Source organism: Paenibacillus sp. UNC217MF, assembly GCF_000686865.1.
GTDB lineage: Bacteria > Bacillota > Bacilli > Paenibacillales > Paenibacillaceae > Paenibacillus_B > Paenibacillus_B suaedae.
The window spans coordinates 20,373-39,886 of sequence record NZ_JMLT01000018.1 but is presented as its reverse complement, the minus strand read 5'-3'; the positions used below and the strand labels follow the sequence as shown (position 1 = coordinate 39,886).

General features: G+C 47.0%; 18 protein-coding genes. 10 read left to right on the top strand and 8 right to left on the bottom strand.

The annotated features are described in order from the left end of the window. Nucleotides 1-12: 12 nt before the first annotated feature. From BP95_RS0111125 to BP95_RS0111115, 3 genes are read left to right on the top strand one after another with little or no spacing between them, the layout of a single operon-like run. The gene (locus BP95_RS0111125; protein WP_028532180.1) at nt 13-810 is read left to right on the top strand and encodes a nucleotidyltransferase domain-containing protein; all 798 of its coding nucleotides are present in this window, start codon (nt 13-15) and stop codon (nt 808-810) included. Then, entirely contained in the window at nt 810-2,102 is a 1,293-nt protein-coding gene (locus BP95_RS0111120; protein WP_028532179.1) for a class I SAM-dependent methyltransferase, read from the top strand. The genes BP95_RS0111125 and BP95_RS0111120 overlap by 1 nt, the downstream gene beginning before the upstream one ends. Beyond that, nucleotides 2,086-4,668: an AAA family ATPase gene (locus BP95_RS0111115; protein ID WP_021254115.1), complete on the top strand. Its 2,583-nt coding sequence runs from the start codon at nt 2,086-2,088 to the stop codon at nt 4,666-4,668. Before BP95_RS0111120 ends, BP95_RS0111115 begins: the two co-directional genes overlap by 17 nt. Nucleotides 4,669-4,783: 115 nt before the next feature. On the opposite strand, the gene BP95_RS30135 is transcribed toward BP95_RS0111115, so the two are convergent. Then, nucleotides 4,784-5,584, bottom strand: a complete 801-nt coding sequence (locus BP95_RS30135) for an alpha/beta fold hydrolase (RefSeq protein WP_021254116.1) — start codon at nt 5,582-5,584, stop codon at nt 4,784-4,786. Between the two features lie 147 nt (nt 5,585-5,731). Here BP95_RS30135 and BP95_RS0111105 point away from each other — a divergent pair, with 147 nt between their 5' ends. Continuing rightward, nucleotides 5,732-6,118: a winged helix-turn-helix transcriptional regulator gene (locus BP95_RS0111105; RefSeq protein ID WP_051614055.1), complete on the top strand. Its 387-nt coding sequence runs from the start codon at nt 5,732-5,734 to the stop codon at nt 6,116-6,118. 198 nt (nt 6,119-6,316) lie between these two features. Then, complete coding sequence (locus tag BP95_RS0111100) at nt 6,317-7,789, top strand: stalk domain-containing protein (protein WP_051614054.1); 1,473 nt, start codon at nt 6,317-6,319, stop codon at nt 7,787-7,789. A 177-nt stretch (nt 7,790-7,966) separates the two neighbouring features. Here the strand turns inward: BP95_RS0111100 and BP95_RS0111095 are convergent, their stop codons facing one another. After that, nucleotides 7,967-8,521, bottom strand: coding sequence for a DJ-1/PfpI family protein (locus BP95_RS0111095; protein ID WP_021254119.1), 555 nt, complete (start codon nt 8,519-8,521; stop codon nt 7,967-7,969). Nucleotides 8,522-8,808: 287 nt separating this feature from the next. Between BP95_RS0111095 and BP95_RS0111085 the strand changes: the two genes are divergently transcribed. Then, nucleotides 8,809-9,546 (top strand): response regulator transcription factor, encoded by a 738-nt coding sequence (locus tag BP95_RS0111085; RefSeq protein ID WP_021254120.1) that lies wholly within the window; start codon nt 8,809-8,811, stop codon nt 9,544-9,546. Beyond that, nucleotides 9,539-10,939, top strand: a complete 1,401-nt coding sequence (locus BP95_RS0111080; RefSeq protein ID WP_028532176.1) for a sensor histidine kinase — start codon at nt 9,539-9,541, stop codon at nt 10,937-10,939. The genes BP95_RS0111085 and BP95_RS0111080 overlap by 8 nt, the downstream gene beginning before the upstream one ends. A gap of 207 nt (nt 10,940-11,146) precedes the next feature. Here the strand turns inward: BP95_RS0111080 and BP95_RS0111075 are convergent, their stop codons facing one another. The 4 genes from BP95_RS0111075 to BP95_RS0111060 are packed head-to-tail and all read right to left on the bottom strand — an operon-like array spanning nt 11,147 to nt 13,933. Continuing rightward, the gene (locus tag BP95_RS0111075; protein WP_028532175.1) at nt 11,147-11,500 is read right to left on the bottom strand and encodes a YxeA family protein; all 354 of its coding nucleotides are present in this window, start codon (nt 11,498-11,500) and stop codon (nt 11,147-11,149) included. 24 nt (nt 11,501-11,524) lie between these two features. Beyond that, entirely contained in the window at nt 11,525-12,256 is a 732-nt protein-coding gene (locus BP95_RS0111070) for an ABC transporter permease (protein ID WP_028532174.1), read from the bottom strand. Between the two features lie 13 nt (nt 12,257-12,269). Continuing rightward, a complete protein-coding gene (locus BP95_RS0111065) occupies nt 12,270-13,019 on the bottom strand; it encodes an ABC transporter permease (RefSeq protein ID WP_021254124.1) in 750 nt (249 codons plus the stop codon). Continuing rightward, nucleotides 13,016-13,933 (bottom strand): ABC transporter ATP-binding protein, encoded by a 918-nt coding sequence (locus BP95_RS0111060; RefSeq protein WP_021254125.1) that lies wholly within the window; start codon nt 13,931-13,933, stop codon nt 13,016-13,018. Before BP95_RS0111060 ends, BP95_RS0111065 begins: the two co-directional genes overlap by 4 nt. A 258-nt stretch (nt 13,934-14,191) precedes the next feature. Here BP95_RS0111060 and BP95_RS33040 point away from each other — a divergent pair, with 258 nt between their 5' ends. Beyond that, nucleotides 14,192-14,335: a hypothetical protein gene (locus BP95_RS33040; RefSeq protein WP_155987228.1), complete on the top strand. Its 144-nt coding sequence runs from the start codon at nt 14,192-14,194 to the stop codon at nt 14,333-14,335. 28 nt (nt 14,336-14,363) lie between these two features. Here BP95_RS33040 and BP95_RS0111050 read toward each other — a convergent pair whose 3' ends face one another. Continuing rightward, complete coding sequence (locus tag BP95_RS0111050) at nt 14,364-16,406, bottom strand: ATP-binding protein (RefSeq protein WP_021254127.1); 2,043 nt, start codon at nt 16,404-16,406, stop codon at nt 14,364-14,366. Between the two features lie 462 nt (nt 16,407-16,868). Further along, complete coding sequence (locus tag BP95_RS0111040; protein WP_021254129.1) at nt 16,869-17,342, bottom strand: GNAT family N-acetyltransferase; 474 nt, start codon at nt 17,340-17,342, stop codon at nt 16,869-16,871. A 271-nt stretch (nt 17,343-17,613) separates the two neighbouring features. Here BP95_RS0111040 and BP95_RS0111035 point away from each other — a divergent pair, with 271 nt between their 5' ends. Both BP95_RS0111035 and BP95_RS0111030 read left to right on the top strand, forming a co-directional pair. Beyond that, entirely contained in the window at nt 17,614-18,369 is a 756-nt protein-coding gene (locus BP95_RS0111035) for a cyclase family protein (RefSeq protein WP_028532172.1), read from the top strand. A gap of 165 nt (nt 18,370-18,534) precedes the next feature. Then, a complete protein-coding gene (locus tag BP95_RS0111030; protein WP_021254131.1) occupies nt 18,535-19,425 on the top strand; it encodes a GNAT family N-acetyltransferase in 891 nt (296 codons plus the stop codon). The last annotated feature ends 89 nt before the right edge of the window (nt 19,426-19,514 follow it).

Genomic DNA, 19,514 nt, shown 5'->3' with positions numbered 1-19,514 from the left:
AGTCAAACTTATATGGAAAATATACGGCAGCAAATTATAGATGCGTTACGAAATATCGAGACAGAAGAACAGGTACGAATAGTATATGCTTGCGAATCAGGCAGTAGGGCTTGGGGATTTCCATCGAGGGATAGTGATTATGATGTTCGATTCATCTATGTAAGGCCTATGGACAACTATCTATCCTTATTCGAAAAACGAGACGTGATTGAGCGGCCGATCAGCAATATGTTGGATATCAATGGTTGGGATATGAAGAAAGCACTGTCCTTATTCCGCAAGTCGAATCCGCCTTTGCTTGAATGGCTGCAATCTCCGATTGTATATGCGGAAGAATTGGATGTGGTGGAGCAGATACGTGCCTTATCCTCCGATACCTTTTCGCCAAGAGCCTGTATGTATCACTATTTGCACATGGCCACAGGAAACTACAGAGAGTATTTGCAGAGGGAGTCCGTGAAGATCAAAAAGTACTTTTACGTGCTGCGCCCGCTGCTGGCCTGCCAGTGGATTGAGCGTTATCACGAGATGCCACCTATTGAATTCACGGTGCTGGTAGATCGGCTTGTGCTGGCGAACAGTGAACTTCATGCCGCTATTCAACAATTGCTTGCGCGCAAGATCGCGGGAGAAGAGTTGAATATGGAGCCGAGAATCGAAGTCATCAATGCCTTTATCGAACAATCCATCGGGTACTATGAACGGATTGCCGCACAGCAGCCTGTTGCAGCAGGCGGATATGATGCACGGCTTGATGAATTATTCCGCAGGTCGATTACAACCGCAGATGTAAGGAGAGAAGAAGCATAATGGCAATCGTGCAATTATCGTCAACGCATCCACAGTTTTCATTTCTCATTCGGAAAAATCCGCATAACGGAATGATCTTGAGACAGATTCGCAAGGGGACGGCATACGGCTGGTACAGCGATGCAGCGAAGTATAACGTATATTTCAAGGATGCGGACAATGAGGTTTCCTATAAGCAGCATAAGGATGAGGTTTTTGAATATTTGAACGTATCTCGCTATAATACGCCGATTTTCCCGCTGCATGCGATTGGCGAATTTTTCTCGGCACCCTTCAAAGCGCAGAGCGAAGAGGATGTTGCGGGTTATGAGCATTCCTTTACCATTAACATGATTCATGTGGATCGCATGCAGTACATTCATTTTTTTCAAAAACATGTAACGGCATATACCTTCGACCTCCATCACAGGACGGATAAGAGCTACTCTATTAAGATAACGACACAGCGAAGCCTGCATGAGCTGCTTCATGTCGTGAGTGTGCTGTGCTTATTCTTGTCTATGTTCGGCAATGAGAGTCTTGATATTTCGGACAGTATGATCGTGAAATATGTGAAGAGCATGAACATTATCGATGCCCCGTACTATATTCGCAGCCTGTTCGCCCGTATTTTCTTGTCCTCGAAGCAGGATTTCCGCAAACATAAGGTGGAACTTGAACGTACCGATCGATATGCGATCCAGTTCGAATACGGCGGAACAGCGATGCAGCGCAGAAATTTCATTGCAGGCATACTGCCTTTCAACAAATCGATTCTCGATGTTGGCTGCGGCGAGGGATTCTATGCAATCCCTTATGCTTCGAAAGTAGAAAGCAGCAGCTACTATGCAATAGATATTAATGAAGATCTGCTTGCGGTCGTGCAGCGAAAGGCCGAGTCCAAAGAACGAGATAACATTATAACCTATCCGTCACTTGAGCACTTCATGGAGCATTACAACGGGGAGCAAGTCGATGTGATGTTGACAGAAGTGATTGAGCACATGAGCAAGGATGAAGCGAAGCATCTGATTCAGTCAATTTGCACAAATATTGATTTTGAACATTTCGTCATTACGACACCGAATGCTGACTTTAACGTCTTCTACGAACTGACGGCGTTCCGGCACCTCGACCACCGCTGGGAAATGGGAAAAGAGGAGTTCGAAGTTTGGTTTGCGGAAGCGATGACCGCTTATGGAGCAGCAAACACATACGAATTCGTAGCGATCGGGGATCGCGTGAATGGCATATCGACGACACAAGGCGTCGTTATTAGGAAAGGAGGAGAAGAATGTGGAGCTTGTCACTAACGTTCATACGATCTATATGATGATTGGGCCGACGGAGTGCGGCAAGACGACGTTTGCCAAGGAAGTGCTGATGCCGCAGTTAAGTGGAGATGCATCAGGGGCCATGCAAATGAATGTGCAATATTTGTCCTCGGACAGCATGCGGCAAGAAATACTCGGTCACGACTATGATAAATATGATCAGGTTATGCTGGAGGCCAGCGCCCAAGCTTTCAATCTGCTATATACGAAGCTGGACATGGTCACTTCTTTTCCGGTGAATGCGGAGTTCGTGATTCTGGATACGACCGGACTAGCCGAGGATATCAGGGCCAAGGTTCGAGAGATTGCTGAACGCAATCACTACCACGTAGAGGTCATCCTCTTCGACTACCGCAAGCGCGAGGACTATTATGCATCAGAGCGTTCGAAGAGACTGATCACGAACCATATGAATCGGTTGAAAAAGGATGTGCTCGGTTCTCTTGCGCGGGAAGGGTATGCCAATATCCATCGGGTGCGCAGCAAGGACTTTTACTGGCTTGAACAGGGGGCTGCCAATCCGGAATACCGCGTCATTGTTCAAAATCGCGGCGAATATGCGGCTACATTCCTGCCGAATGAACGCAATTATACGATTGTCGGCGATGTGCATGAATGCATTCATGACTTGCAAGGGCTGCTGCGCAGCTGCGGCTACCGAATTGAGGACGGCAGGCTCAGCGCCATGGAGCGCGTGCAGGATACGGACATTATTTTGGTAGGGGACTGGATTGATAAAGGCAAAGCGACCAAAGCAACCATCGACTTTTTATATGACAATCGGGAGCACTTCCGGTTCGTGCTCGGAAACCATGAGAACTTCGTATACAAGTACTTGCAGGGAGAGGTTAGTGGTGTCGATAAGGAGCTGGTAGACACGTATTTTGATTCGATTCAGGTGTTGATGGGTGATCGAGAACTGTTGGATAGATTTAATCACTTGGTTTCCCTATCGCAGCCATTCTATCAATATCGTTCGCCTCATGCGCCATCGTTCTATGTGACTCACGCACCTTGCAGGAACAAGTATATTGGGAAGCTGGATGGGAAGGCCGTTCGTCGTCAGCGTAATTTCCGCATTGATCGGGATGCGCCGCTCGAAGAACAGCTGCGCTTTATTCAAGAAGAAGCGGTTAGCAATCAGCCTTATCATATATTCGGCCATGTGGCGGCCAAGACAGCCTTCCGTATCAAGAACAAAATTCACGTAGACACGGGCAGTGTGCATGGCAATCGATTGACCGCTGTAATTATCTCTTACAAGCCATTCTTCAAATCGCATCCTGCTAAGCAAGCGATTATTGAAGAAGAGCTTCCGACACTGTTTGAAGTTCAGCGGAAGGTATCCCTGCAGGAGCTAAATGATGAAGAAGTACGGAGATTGCACTACTGTACGCGGAATCAGATCAATTTCATATCTGGAACGATGTCGCCTTCGGATAAAGATGTAGATGCGCATGAACTGGAATCGTTGAAGAGGGGATTGGATTACTTTGCAGAACATCAAGTAGAGAAGGTAGTGCTGCAGCCTAAATATATGGGATCGAGATGTAATATTTATCTGTATCGTGACGTTGAGCAGTGTTTCGCGGTGAGCCGGAACGGATATAGAGTCAAGCAAGTGGATCTAACAGACGTATACGAGCAGCTGCTTCACAGATTCCGAACGTATATGGAAGAGAACCAGATCGCAATGCTTCTGCTGGACGGTGAGCTGCTGCCTTGGAGAGCAATGGGGGAAGGGCTGATCGAACGGCAGTTCAAGCCGATTGCGGCAGCTTTGGAGAGCGAGCTTGAGTTTTTACAGCAGCAAGGTTTTGAAGCTGCATGGGGGAAGCTTGTGGAGACGTATCGGAGTACGGAATTTGAAAAAGACCAGTATCATATGTCGAAAGCGGTTCTTAGTGAAAAGTACGGCAGTCCTATCTATCAGAGCTATAAGCATGTTCACGATGCGATCAAGACTAATGTTCCGCTGAGCGAGCATGAGGAAGCATACGAGACTTATCAGAAGCAGCTAGGACTGTACGCGGAGGACGGGGATTTGGAATATAAGCCGTTTGGTCTGCTTAAAGTGATTGATGAGTCGGGTGAGGAACGTATTCCAGATGAGAATACATCTGTGATATTTAGCTTCTTATCTGACGATGAGTACGTAATTGTGGATCTAACACAGCCAGATTATGTTGAGCAAGCCGAACGCTATTTCTCTAAGCTGACAACGGAGAAACATATGGAGGGCGTCGTCATTAAACCAGAGTTCACGATAAACAATGCCGTACCTTATATGAAGGTAAGAAACGCGGACTATTTGTCACTTGTTTACGGCTATGATTATCAATTCCCGCATAAGTACGATAAGCTCATCAAGCAGAAAAATGTGCGCCAGAAGCTGAAGACCTCGCTGGGCGAGTATCGTCTGGGCCAGCAAATGCTTGCTGTAAAACTTGACGAAATAACACCTCAGCATGCGGAGTATAAGGAACTGGTTGCAAACCTATTATTCGAAGTAGGCAGAGAGAAAGAGCTTGATCCAAGATTGTAACATGCATGAACTGAAAGTAATCATTGTTGATGGAATTGGTCAATTGAAGACTTTCTTTAGTAAGAGCGCTCTTTGGGATGACCTCATAGAGCGCTCTGCTGCATGAATTGATAGATTAGTGCAGAACTGATCTAAGCCGCTCATCTACTTGAGCGAGGAAGAGCAGCAGTTCTTCTAGCAAGGCGACGCCATTCTCCGTGACAATCAAATGTCCAGAAGCAATTTCACGGTACTGTGAACCAGAGATCAGGGCAGCAAGCTCCTTCGTCTGATTGACAGGCACCATGCGGTCATGGGTCAATCCAATAACGAGGGTTGGAGCGGTAATGCTGCCTAGGAGCGAACGCAGATTGATGCGGGTGTCAAGTTCAATGTGATGGTTCATCTCCGGCGCAAGATTTTGAGCGAGATCATCTGCCATCGCCAGCAGCTCATGAATGGCATACCGATTCAAATAATCGGAGCTATAGCCGGTATACATTAGGAATTGGGCGAATGCGGTACGATCGGAAATGAGCAGCTTGTGCCATAAATCGAATTGGAACTGTACCGACACGTCTGATTCAACCCATCCTGCAACCAGCGTAAGCGATAGCACGCGCCCTGGGTATTTGGCTGCCAGAGCTGCGGCAATCTCTGCTCCTAGCGAGTAGCCAATGACATGAAATTGCTCGAATCCTTCCTGGGAAGCGACGGCTAGATGTTGCTCCACCACATCGTCCAGTTCTAGTCGTAAGTTTGCTCCCAACTGACCGTAGTTGGGTGACATGACGGTGAAGTGGGAGGACAGGGTATGACTTAATTCTTCCCACAATTGATGGGTTGCTCCTGTCCCATGGATGAGCAATAAGCCTGATCCGCTGCCTTCAACGGAATATAACACCTCTACAGAATCCTTCTTCACAATTTTATCCATTTCATCCACCGCCCATATGATATATTGAGACTGTCGACTGATCATTTTGATTGGCGCTTATCTTTTCGATGCTAATCATAATTTATGAACGTAATTAATGTAAGTACGCACTTTTTGGTGAAATACTTACCGTAAGGAGAGTATGAGATGACAAGTCCGTCTATGTATGAAATGAACGGAAAGCAGTACCAGTGTGCAATCGAGTTGGCAGTCTCTATCATTTCGGGGCGCTGGAAGCCGACTATTATTTGCAAACTGTTTGCAGGCAAGCATCGTTATGGGGAACTGAAGAAAGGGATTGTAGGCATTAATCATAAAATGCTCGCAGAACAGCTTAAGGAGTTAGAGGCTGCGGGAATCATCCATCGTCATGCCTATCCTGAAGTTCCGCCTAAGGTAGAGTACGAATTAACTGAGCTTGGGATGAAATTAAAGCCAATTATCGATCAATTGCAAGAGTGGGGGGAGCTATTCCAGCTGGCCAATCTGCGAGAGGTGATCCCAGCAGAGAATAATATTGTAACGGATCTTTAACCATGCCATGTGGCGATCGAGAGAGAGGCAAAATGTAAGAAAGAATGCCAGGATACATTGGCTCCTTTACAGATATAGTAGGCGGAGCTTCATGAAATTGTACATAAGGTATGTGGAAAATCACGTTAATAAAATGGTAGAATATGGTCTAGTAATGGATAGAGAACTTTCAATTTCATAGAGAAAGGAAACGTTATAATGGGAAGAATAGTACATGCGGGAAAATGGATGCTGGCGGCGGTATTGAGCTTAGGGATAATTGGAGTATCCAATGCATCCGTCGTATCGGCAGAGCAGGAATCAAGCAACGCAATTCAAGAATATGGATCGAACTCATTAGTTAAAAAAGACAAAACCTATTGGGTGTGGGGAAATTATCAGGCTGTGCCGACTCAATTGCATGGAATTGGCCCAGTAACACGGATCGTTGGCCCTTATGTGGTGACGGATGACAAGAAGGTATGGTATTTGAAAGGTAGCGCGATATCGCCAGAAATTAAGATTCACCCCGTAAGCGGCATAAATGATATGGTTTTCTGGAATGGCGATTTAGCTATTGATGCAGATGGCAAAGTTTATATTGTTGCAGACGAAGACAATGCTCAATTCAAGGAGCTGTCCGGCATCGATCAGGTTGAAAAAATAGCCGCGCACTCCCCTGAACATCCGAACCCGGAACGATGGTTTTTCCTGAAGAAGGACGGTACTGTATGGGAGGGAACGAATAAATTAACTTCGTTTGAGAAGGTTGCTTCCTTACCTCAGGTGAAGTCCGTGGCGAGCGGGCTGGTGCTTAAAAAGGACGGCACGGTGTGGAGCTGGCCGCTTCAATTTCCGGAGGGAAGCACCCCAGCTCCTTCGCAAGTTGATGGTTTGGCTGCGATCCGATCAATCTATTCAAATAGAGAAGCGAATCTGGCAATCGACGCAGCATCTCGCCTCTGGTTTTGGGGTGGTACGTGGACGGGGGTGTCCGACGGAACAACGGTTCATGACAATCCGAAGCCGATTCAGTTGAAGAATATTTCTGATGTGAAAGTAGCGTATGTTGTGGAACGTTCAATCATTGCGCTCACGAATGGCGGAAACGTATATCAAGCGTCTATTGAAACCGAATCGATGTCAAGCGGCGCCAAGTTTGAACTTATTGCTTCGAATATCAGCTCGGTAAAGGCTGGCTGGAGACATATCATCATGCAGAAGGCAGACGGCTCTCTATGGGGTTGGGGCATCAATAAAGATGCGGAATTGGGATATGGCGACTATGAGTTCATGCATGCGCAGGCCGTGCCAGTACACAGTGCGGTATCGCTTGTGTTGAACGGAGAGACTGTTAAGATGAACAACGGCGTTGTTATTCGCAACGGTCAATCCTTCGTGCCGATTCGTTCGATATTCGAGAAGCTGGGTGCCACGATCAAGTTTGATATACTAAGCAAGGTTGTCACGGTCAGCCGCTCCAATGCGGCTACTGGCAGCGCGGAATTGACCATTGAAGTCAACTATAAGTCGGGGACAATGACGTTGAACGGCAAGGAAGTTCAGTTGGACAACAAGCCTTTCGCGATTAAAGGAACCTCTTATTTGCCGCTTCGCTTCATTAGCGAGAAGCTGGGAGCGAAGGTCGAATGGCTACAGAAGGAAGATAAAATTTCGATTGCGATGAAATAGGGAGTATGAATAGAGTCTTGTTCCGGTTATGACAAATACCGGGAAAGGCTCTTTTTATATAACTTGTGTTCAGAAGAGAATAGTTAAATTAGGGCTGCAGGAAATCAAAGAGGTTTGTCCCCCGCAGCGTGAACACTGTGTTATGCGTAATTACAGTCCTCTTCGAAATACTATATGTTATTTATTATTCCCTTTATACCAATTGGAATCAAAATCCAGATTTAATAGTTGTCCGAATCTAATTCCAAACTCTATAAATGCCCTTCCTCTAGCTGTTAATATCCCCCCATCTTGCACTACTAAATCATCACAATAATTCTCTTCATTAAAAACTCCTGTTTGACTTCGGCCTGCTTCATGCATACCGATTGTATACTTCCGATTTTCTAATATCCCCGCTTTAGCTAATAAATAGGGTGAGCTTGAAATTGAACCAATAATCACTTCGCTATTAAACTCAACGCATCTTCTAATAAATTCTATTAAATCATCATTATCGAATAGCGTTGTAATATCCATACACCCAGGAATCAAAATGCTATCCAATGTCTCTATGTCTACATCATAAATAGTATAATCGGACAGACACTTCAAATCGGATTCTCCAAAGATCGGTTCTGCAGTTATCCCTATTGTTGTAATAGGTTTATTTCCTTGTTTCAAAATGGACAATGCAACGGTTAACTCATACTCACTGAATAGAGGAAATAGTAAAACACCTGTTTTCTTCATTTTCGAATAATCCATCCTCACTATATTGTTTTACTGTAATTACGCATAACGTCTTATTTACGAATTCCGTAAATAACTCCATATGTGGGGTATTCGCGAAACTTTTGAACTATCCTGCCCGTTATTCCACAATTCTAGTGTTCTTAAGCTTCCTTTCAGGGCCCTGGAGTCTCATTTATGCAGGTTATATACATCTTCTTGTCGAAGTTACTATTTTCCCTCGGTCGATTCCAAATCAATGATATGCTTAACGAACTACTTATAGTAAGAAAAGGCAGGGGAGCAGCGTGGACAATCTAAAGAACAAAAAAATACTTATTGTGGACGATGAACCTGACATTCGAACCATGATCGATATGATGCTGCGCAAAGAGGGCTATTATCGAATTTATACGGCATCCGACAGCAAATCTGCACTAGCCGCGTGCCGCAGGGACAAGCCTGACATCGCCATATTGGATGTAATGCTTCCGGATCAGGACGGCTTTGCGCTGCTGACGGCCATCCGCCAATTCTCCAGCATGCCGGCGCTGTTCTTATCTGCGAGGGGTGAGGATGAGGATCGGCTGCTCGGACTAGGCCTTGGAGCCGATGATTATATTGTAAAGCCTTTTCTGCCAAGGGAGCTGATCCTTCGCCTGAACGGCATTTTGAAGCGAGTGTACCAGACGCATCAGGAGGAGAGGTTGCCGACCTTTCCATTGGAAGGATGCACGGTGGATTTAGAGAGCGCTGTGGTCTATAGTGAGACCGACGGGGATAGTGAACGTGAGCAGCCGCTTACGGCCAAGGAGCACGCCATTCTTATGAAGCTATATGAGAATAGAGGGCGCATAGTGACGACCGATGCATTGTTTCAGGCCGGTTGGGGCGATGATGGCGCCAGTTATGAAAATACGTTAATGGTGCATATCCGGCGAATTCGGGAGAAGATCGAGGTGGATCCTTCCAAGCCTTGTAGTCTTCTAACGGTTAGAGGGCTCGGATACAAGCTTGTGGTGAAGGAGCATAAGAACGATGGATAGCATTATCCGCCTTATTCGTCGTTTTACGGGCATCACGTTTGCCATTTTTGCCGGGATCATTGCTTTGAATTTGGCCATGCTCGGTTTCTTCGTGTTCAAGGAGATTAACGCCGGACAATCCCCACAGCATGTCGTGGAGTTCGTAGCGAATCATTTGCAGCGGACGGGACAGACACATGTATTAGACGCCTCCTCCCGCCAGATGCTGGAGGGTACCGAAGCATGGGCGATGCTGCTTGATAAGGGCGGCCAGGTTATATGGGATTACAAGCTGCCTGAAGACGTCCCGCGTGCGTATTCCTTAACCGAGGTTGCCAAGTTCACCCGTCATTATCTGCAGGAGCATCCGGTATACGTATGGGAACATACAGATGGATTGGTCGTGCTTGGTTATCCGAAGGATAGCCATGCGAAGTATCATTTTGACTTTCTCGTGCCATGGATACGTTCTTTACCGCAGAGGGCCTTAATCCTACTGCTCGGGAACATCGTACTTGGATGTGTGCTGGCTATCATAATCGGCACTCGGCTTGCCCGATCCTTGAAGCCGCTCACGGGCGTTGTTCACGCGCTAGGCAAGGAAGAGGCCGTTCGTGCAGAAGAGAAGGGGATATTCGGCAATCTTGCGCGAAGCATCAATGATACCTCTGAAATGCTGCGAGAAAGGCAGGCGGCTCTTCGTACTCGCAATGAGGCGCGGTCGAATTGGATTGCGGGAATTTCCCATGACATTCGCACGCCTCTGTCCATGATTTTTGGGTATGCAAGTGCTTTGGAAGAACATGCAGAGGTGCCTGAGGAGCAGAGGCGGCAGGCGGCAATTATTCGTAAGCAGGGAGAGAAGCTGCGCTCCCTCGTTAGTGACTTGAATCTGGTCTCCAAGCTGGAGTATGAGATGCAGCCCTTGAACATGGCGCCTATGCGATTAGCGGCTCTAGCCAGACAGGTTGCTGCAGACTTTCTGAATCAAGGGCTGGATGAGCAGTATGCGATTGAATTGCAGATCAAGGAAGAGCATATTCAGGCTGAAGTTGATCGCAAGCTGATGCTTCGTGCCATCACGAATCTGGTTCAGAATTGCATCGATCATAATCCAGATGGTTGCGACATTTCGCTGCTTATAAATCAATCAGCCGATGGTTCGGCTTGTCAATTTACAGTGATGGATAACGGAGTAGGGATTCAGCGTGAATCACTGGAGGATCTGTTGAAGCTGCCATACTCTGCGGAGAGGAAACACTTGCGACAAAATGGACATGGCTTGGGGCTTCCTATGGTGGCTAGAATTGCCGAGGCACATCGTGGACAGCTGTGGCTGGTGAGTGACACGGGGCAGGGCATGTGCGCTACAATTGAGCTGCCAAGCTGTTCGGCCAAGGCAGCTTGTAGCTAATCTAAGCTAACAAAAAGACGAACATAGACAGTTAGTAGAATTGTATGATGGTGTTCTAGTATTTATGGAATATCTCATTTACATCATGACGTTCAACGTTCTTGATCAATGAATATGCTAATATGCTCCTCAGTTAAACAATCACGAAAAGGGCCGTTCTCTGATCAGCGTATGATCCAGATAGCGGCCCTTGGTTGAATAAAACTACTATGGCTTATAGGTTCTTCTTATGTTCTCGGGAAGAGTGTCATAGGGAACTTCATGCCAATAGGTAACTCCTCGAAGCCTTGTCGTATACAGCTCCAGATAAGCTCCCTTGCGTAATTGCTTGCTGGTGGTAAAGTCCAGCTGTTTTTGACTTCCTTGGCTATCAAAAGCAAGGAGGCTGTATTCATATCTGCCGTTCTTGTTTTTCATCGCTTCGTTACTGTTGATTTGTGCATAATATATCGTCTTCCCTTCCGGGTTGTCCGGCGCTATTCTTTCCGGAGCAAGGATGAAAACACCGAATGCGACGACGGCTGCGAACAACAGCGCGGCGATAAGGATTATTTTTTTCATTGCAGGTTCCCCTTCTGGCGCGAATTAGGCTTGTATGACATCATTCCTTTGCAGGCTGCGAATGGAGAGACTAGTGAACAGTACAATATAAATGACGCTGATCACATAGAATTGGAATAGCTCCGCACCATTAAGACTCTCCTGACTGAGTACACCCATACCAATCGTCAGCATGGAATACGGCAGCAGCATGCCGAACTTCGCGACATACAGCCCCAATCCAAGGAAAACAGCGCATAAGCAGATGCCGATCGGTGCCGCAAAGCTGCGGATTCGCAGCGAGAGCACTAGCTGGATGGCAGCTATCGCGAGAGAGGATATCCATCCTCGAAAGATCCATCCTATCGCATCGGAAGGAAAGGCCGAGGAAATGCCGAGCAAATGTCCCATACCGAAATAGAGAGTGAAAAATATCAACTGAACAAAAAACAGGAGCGCTCCAACGACAATCAGCTTGGCTATGATGACGCTGGCAATGGATACAGGGGCCGTCAGTACAGCATTCCAGTTCCGGTTCATATGCTCTAATCTGCATGCATAGGCACAACAGATAGCGATTAGCACAGGGAGGAAGAACATGCCATAAAAGAGAGCAGCTTGCGTCCACAAGCTGTACCATTCCTGCTGCAGAACCTCTCGATTGAAATAATAATTCGCACAGCCAATTACGAGACTAATAACGGGAAGAACAACAAGAATGATCCAAATTCGAGAATGCCGCAGCTTCATAACTTCGGCGGAAACGCTTCGTAACATATCGATTAACCTCCTATACTTCCTTGCGAGAAACATGTATATTACCTGCCGCGTAACATGCGGCAGCGATGAGCAGCACCGCAGCTATCAGAACGGGACTTGGCGGCTGCATCACGTATGTTGCGGTTTTCTCTGTATATAGATAGGAGACAGGAGACAGTCCGGAATAGTAAGACCATATAAATATCCGGCGCACGAATGCAGGAAATAGATCCGCTGTCATGCCAATAAAACCGCCAATCATGCCTAGGCACAGGGCAAAGGATTGATTCTTTACGATAAGGGAAATCCATTGCTGCAAGGCAATGATGGCTATGCTTGTCAGAAGTGCTCCTCCAATATGCAAAATGAGCAGCCGCAACGGGAGCGAATCGAAACCGTTCATCATGCCGAACGCGAGAATAATGCAAGCCTGGAGGACGAGGTAAAGGAAGAGAATCGATGCAGCGCATATGAATTTGGCAGCATAGATGCTGTTCCGATGCATATTCGTTGCCATTAACAGCTTCCATGTGTTTCCTTTGTGCTCCATGTCGCACAAGCGCGATACGACGATAGCCGAGATAATCGGGAGAAATAAGCCGTTCATGGAAGATGTTGTTGCAATTATCGTTTTCCAGTCCGCGCTGCTGGGATTACGAGCGATCGACATCGTTGTTGATACCAACGCCCATAGCATTTGAGCACTCAGAAATAAGGCTGCCATTGCGAAGATACGCTTGCGGCGAAGCTTGAAATATTCTAGGGACAAAGCTCTAATCATAAGCTTTTCTCCCTTCCGGTAAGCTCCAAGAATATATCCTCCAGTGTTCTTTTGCGTTCTTCGATCCGAAGAACATCAATACCGCTCAGCACGAGATCCTTATTCAGCCTCGCCACTTGTTGATCGCTCATATGCTCGGTTTGTAAGCATTCGTCCTGCAGGTTGGCCATATAGCCCTGAGTTTGCATCCATGCTGCGGCTGCGGCATTATTGCCCGTTCGAATTGCGAGGGACGATCTATTTCGCTCCTGCAGCGTCTCTATTTTCCCTTGGTAGAGTAGATTGCCGTCATTAATAATGCCAACGGAGGTGGCGATCTGCTCAATTTCAGAGAGCAGGTGGCTGGAGAGAAGCACGGTAATTCCGTACTGCCGCGGCATTGATTTGATCAGCTCGCGAATCTCCCCGATGCCTGCAGGGTCTAACCCGTTCGTAGGCTCATCCAATATGAGCAGTTTGGGATAGGAGATAAGAGCCATAGCTATGCCCAGCCGTTGCTTCATGCCGAGTGAGTAATGCTCTACTTTTTTGTTTTTCTGGTTTTCAAGTCGGACAATTCTCAGTGCCTCATCTATATTTTTTCTCGGAACCCCGCGTAATGTCTGCATGACCCTCATATTTTCAAGTCCAGTCAAATGACCGTAATAAGAAGGAGATTCAATCAAGGAACCGATCTGATTAAGGATAGAACGCCGATGTTTGCCGAGCTCCTGACCGAATAGGGTGATGCGGCCATCGGTGGGCTTGGCTAGACCAAGCAGCATCTTCAAGGTTGTGGATTTTCCCGCCCCATTCGGGCCGAGGAAGCCGTATATTTCGCCTTCAGGAACCTCAAGGTCAATTTTGTTCACCCGACATACATGGTTATAAAATTTCGAAAGGCTGTAAGTAGCAACGACGGGTTGGGTATTCATCGAGTATCTTCAACTCCATTTCGTATCATTCAAATTATGATTGCATGCTTCAACTGTAAGTCCCGAACCTTTCATAAGGCTGAAAATTACCTTACGCCAACCTTAAATGACGGTGTATGTAAGAAAGATGAGAAAAAGTTGAGACGAAGGAACCGGGCTTCTGAATTATAGTAAAGGCAACAAGAAAGTACTCTCGAATGTACGAGGTTGATGATGAGAGGAACAGATGGAACAGATATGGGAGATGGAGGAGTAGATATGAGTTCAATGTCGAAAAAACAAGTGGTCGTTCGTGTCGAGGACATTATCGAGCAGCTAGGGTTAGATGAGGAGGCCGTTCTGCAGGAATTGCGGGAAGAGGTCAAGATACATAAGGAGGGCCTTAAGGCTGAGATGTGTTGAATCATCAGCCCAAGGCCCTGCTGTGCTGTTAATGAAGTCCCTTGCTTTTTATCATCTCGGTCATATTTTGAACGGCCTTGTTCAAATAGCGATAATAGGTGGCGCGGCTCATATTGCAGGCAAGCGAAGCCGCGATGTGATTATGAGGATGCAAGTTGTAGGCCGTATTTAGGAGAAGCAGATCCTGCTCTTGAAGGCGGTATGTGTTGTGCTCAAGGATAGATAGCAAGTGTGCTTGCAGAGCGACTCCGTTCGCAATTGCAGGAAAGAAGCGGGTATAGTGATTTAGTTTGCCGGGCTCGTGCAGACAGGATAGCATTTTCCGAACATCTTGTACGGTGATCGTGCTTCCTTGCTCGCTGGACTCGCTTGTCTGCTCCGTGAAGAAGGACATGATCCATTCCCCGAATCGTTCTTGTCTGAGATCAAGCTCCAAAATATCCGCTCTTGCGTATGAAGTATCACAATTCCTTGTACGTGTGGGACGAAGCTGGAACCCAACCTGCTGCAGGAATGTCTTCAAATTCGGATTGGTGGCAACAAGCACTGCGCGGGAGCCTTGACCGAGTAAGGAGAGCCGATCTCGGGTAAGCAGGCCGACGATCTCTTCTCGAGTGAACATGGGATGCTTGTCTGTTGCTGCTGCTAAGACAGCGTAGTACGTATCCGCCTGATCCGCGCTGCAGGCTAGTTCCTCATCCGTGAAGCATTCGTGAAGTTCGGAAGGTATGTATTGTTCCATCAGTCGGCTTGTATCCCGATGCATAAGCAGCAACATGAACATGCCGATAGGCTTGCCATCCGCTTCGCGCAGAACCACAATACTCTCTGGAAATTGTTCAACGAGTTCATCCATAAATTGATGGTAAATGCTACGCTGCCATGGATCGATGCTGTAGTCGCACCACTGATCCAGCAGCTCATGCAGCACAGGCAGATCGGCTTCGGTCACAATTTCGAGCGGCGAGTCTGGCGAATCTACTGTCCAGTCCGCATACAGGCGATCAGATTGGAGGGTATCCTTGCACAAATAGAGCAGCTTAGCCGCTATTTCGCGCCGATGATGAAGATCTACATGGCGAAATTGCTGATAGAGAAGCTTGGCTGCCTTCGTTCGAAGCTCTTCCAATCGCTCGGGCTCTCTTGCTCGGAAATCCCGATGCAGATGCATACGGGCAATATCATGCAGAGCAATGCCATCAGGAACGGTTCGAATAAAAGACATGCTCTGCAGCAGCCGATATTGCTGAATCGTGACAGGGCGCCCCAGGAACTTCGAGAGCATCTCTTGGTTGGCTTGCTGCAGCACGATCAATGCATCGACGCATGGCTGAACTTCATCGGTTGTGAGTTCACGCAGTAAATGGGCGCTGATCGTCTGAGAGACAATACTCGTATCCTTGTTCGACAGCTCCTGTTTCTTTTGAACAGCTTCTACTGCAAGTGCCAGACCGAGCGGATGGCCATCTGAGCTCCGAGCAATTTCCCCGCTTATCTCCTTCGAGAATGCACCTGTGTGTGAAATATAGTCCATCGTCTCCGCAAACGAAAAATGGGCCAGCGGCAATTCGGTAATGTGTCTCCCCTTGTGCGGATTCGTTTTCCATACAAGTGGGATAGGGGAGCGTGAGGCGAATACGAGGAGGACACCCTGTGACGACATCTTTGGCCAAAATGCATTCATAATCCAGCCTTCCAGCAGTGATATATGCTCGGAATTGTCAATAAAGATAGCGATGCGATGGGAAGCGTGAGCAGAAATAAGTACTTCGAGCGGATCGACAGGCTGACGATTATATCGTTCTAATTGAATGGCGGACGCTAAGTATTCGAAAAATCCTACGGGCGTTGTCAAGCATGAGCGTCCGTCCAGCCAGATGCTCGTCCAATGTCGTTGCTGAACGGCAAGCATCATCTCCGTCATGAGCGAGCTCTTGCCTATGCCGCCCATGCCAGATATGTATAGAATACGGGAAGGGGCTTGGGGATCGTCGAGCCAGTCGATGACGTGACTCATTTCTTTGCTGCGCCCGATGAATGGTTTGGTATGTTCCAACCAATGGAGCTGCACGGTATCGGCTGCGCCTCCTTGTGATTCATTTATATCTCATGTTAACGATTCCCTTCTCATCTGGCAATATCGATAAGACAACAGACTGCTTCTGTAGAGAGCATACTTGAGGAGTATATTATCGATTAGCTTTAACATCATAACTGTGTAGAACCGAGCGGTATCAGGAGTATTTCCTGAGCATCCTCGGTTCTTTTTATTATATTCATGAACAGTGGGTCTATAATGGTTTTAAATATATTTATCTGGATGACGGTGTAGTAACGAGTATTCAAGAATAGTTTCCCTTTTAATGAACCGAGAGGCAGATGGGAATTATCCTGTTCGCCTCTTTTTTGCTTAGCAAACTTATCGTTATATTCGGAGATTAGAAGAAGATGCCACATGAAAATAACTGCACGCGTTCGAGCATACTGCATGGCGCGGAACGCGTGCTTTTTTATTTGCTAGGGAAGGAGGAAATTATATTGATAAACAGAAAATGTATTGCTCGTCAATGGTGACCTCGCATCTTTGTCCAGTGTCGGTGAATCCGGTTTTGATGTACAACCGTTGTGCAGGGATATTTTTATGATTCACAGCCAGTACAATTTCGTTGCAATCCGGAAAATGTTCAGGTATAAAGCTCTTCAAAAGCTCTAACCCTGTTGAAGCATATCCCTGCCCCTGCTTCGCATAATCGATAGAGAAGGACGTAAGCAGCAGCGCATGTGGATTCTCGGAATATTCCTGAACTCTTGCATTCTTATTCAATACAAAAAAACCTACCGGCTGATTGCCAGCTGTTATGACGATAGGGTGCTGACCGTCAGAGGTATCCAACCGTTGATTCGGCATTGCAGCAAACTGTTTTTGCTCCGCAGGGAGTTGATAGGATTGGAGTGCCTCCAAATATGCAGGCTTGTAAAATTGCAGTTCTACTGTAAGCTGGTTCATCTTCTCGATTTCACCTCAACTTATACAGGAATTTGGATTAACCTTTTTGGAATCAGTGTAGCAATTTGGATGCACATTCTCAATAAAAACCTGAATCAAGGAAGCGATTCATCTCCGATGAAATATGAACCTTTTTGATATATGGAGGATACTATTCCCTTGCTGTTGAATGTAAGGACAAGAGTTGTTGGTTATAGAGCTCCGTCTCGTTGCGAGTCGTGCTGCATCTAACATTCGATATATCCGATCATTCGAGGGAGATGGAATGAAAATGAAGATAATAGACTTAAGCGTATCTATTAGTCCGCGCATTTGCGAGCCGCTCCCGGCTAAGATTGAATTTTCCAGTCACAAGGAAGGCGCTCAGCAGGCAGCCGCCATGCTTGGACTTAAGCCAGATGATTTTCCAGAGAGCCAAGCCTGGGCTACCGAAACGGTGACCTTGAACACGCATGCCGGTACACATGTTGACGCGCCGTGGCACTACTGGCCAACCTCGGAGGGCAAGCCGGCAAGAACGATCGACGAGCTCCCGCTGGAATGGTTCTTCTCTGATGGTGTGCTGTTTGATTTCAGCAAGAAGCCGACCGGCTATGAGATTACGACGGATGATTTGGTTGCTGAGCTGGCACGGATCGGCTACACGCTGAAACCTTATGACATTGTGCTCATTCGTACCGATGCGGACAAGCGCCTCTATGAGGAACATTATGCCTTTCTGCACGCTGGGGTATCTGCGGAAGCGACTCGTTGGCTGATTGAGCAGGGCATTAAGGTAGTAGGTACAGATGGCTGGGGCTGGGATATTCCATTGAACCTTCAAGCTGAGGCGTATAAGCGTGAGCCGAAGGATGGAGTGTTATGGGCGGCTCACTTTGTCGGCCAAGAGCATGAATATTGCCAGATTGAGAAGCTGGCGAATCTGGAGCAGCTGCCGAAGCCGTTCGGTTTTAAGGTGTGCTGCTTCCCGGTAAAAGTTGAAAAGGCGAGCGCAGGCTGGGCGCGTCCGGTTGCTATTTTCGAATGAACGGCAACGAGACTAGAATCGGATTACATATAAGAGGTTCAAGAGATCGCAGTTTCATTTCACTACTGGGCTTTTGAATACAGACCTTACCGACCGATATTATGTCGCGTGGGGATGGACACGGTGCTGGAGCATTACGATAGATGATAAGGAGAATATTACTTCATGTCGATCATAATTCATACCATTTCATATGAACGTATCAAAGAATTAGCTGCCTTTATCGCTCGATTGAATCAAGAGAAGCAGCATCATGTTGGATTTTGTGGGGATCAGGAAGACGAAATTGCGGGCACGCTTTCCGAGGAGTTCTCTGATCTTGAGTTAGATACATCCTTCGTGGTTGCCTATGAACATGAACGAATCATAGGAGCCCTCGGCTTTGATGTCGACCTGGAACGCGGTGTGGCAGAGGTATGGGGGCCGTTCATCGAGGAGGGAGCGAGATGGAATGACCTTGCACATGAGCTGTGGAGAGCGGGAATTAACCAGCTTGGTGACAAGGTAACGACACTGCACAGCTTTTATAATGAGGAGAACAAGCAGGCTCTGCAATTTATGGATGGCATATCGTCGTCAACATATTTGCATGCCCATTTGGTATTGGTATGTACCCGCTCTGCATTTGCCTATGCGCCGGCCCATACCCTACAGGAGATCACACCAGACTATGTTAATGCCTTCATTGCACTGCATGATGCTTCGTTCCCGAACACATATTACAGCGGACAAGAAATTATGAGCCGCCTTCAGGACGATCATCGGATATTTATTGCTGTCGATCACCAGCAGAGCTTGCTTGGCTACGTATATGTGGAAGCAGACTGCGACGCGCAGGAAGGAAATATCGAATTCATCGCTGTATCACCGCATGCGCAAGGACAAGGTCTCGGTACTTCACTGATACAAGAGGCACTGCGCTTCCTGCTCCTAGACAGGAAGATTGACGAAATCTCCTTATGTGTGGAGGAAGAGAATGGGAAGGCAATTTCCCTCTATCAGAAGGCAGGTTTTCGGCAGAAGCATCGGCTATTGTTTTATAAAATAACCCGATAAATATATGGATAATCCACAATAAACCCAATTAACCTAATTAACCCAATTAACCTTCACTGGATGTTGACCCTTATAAGGTGCGGCATTCG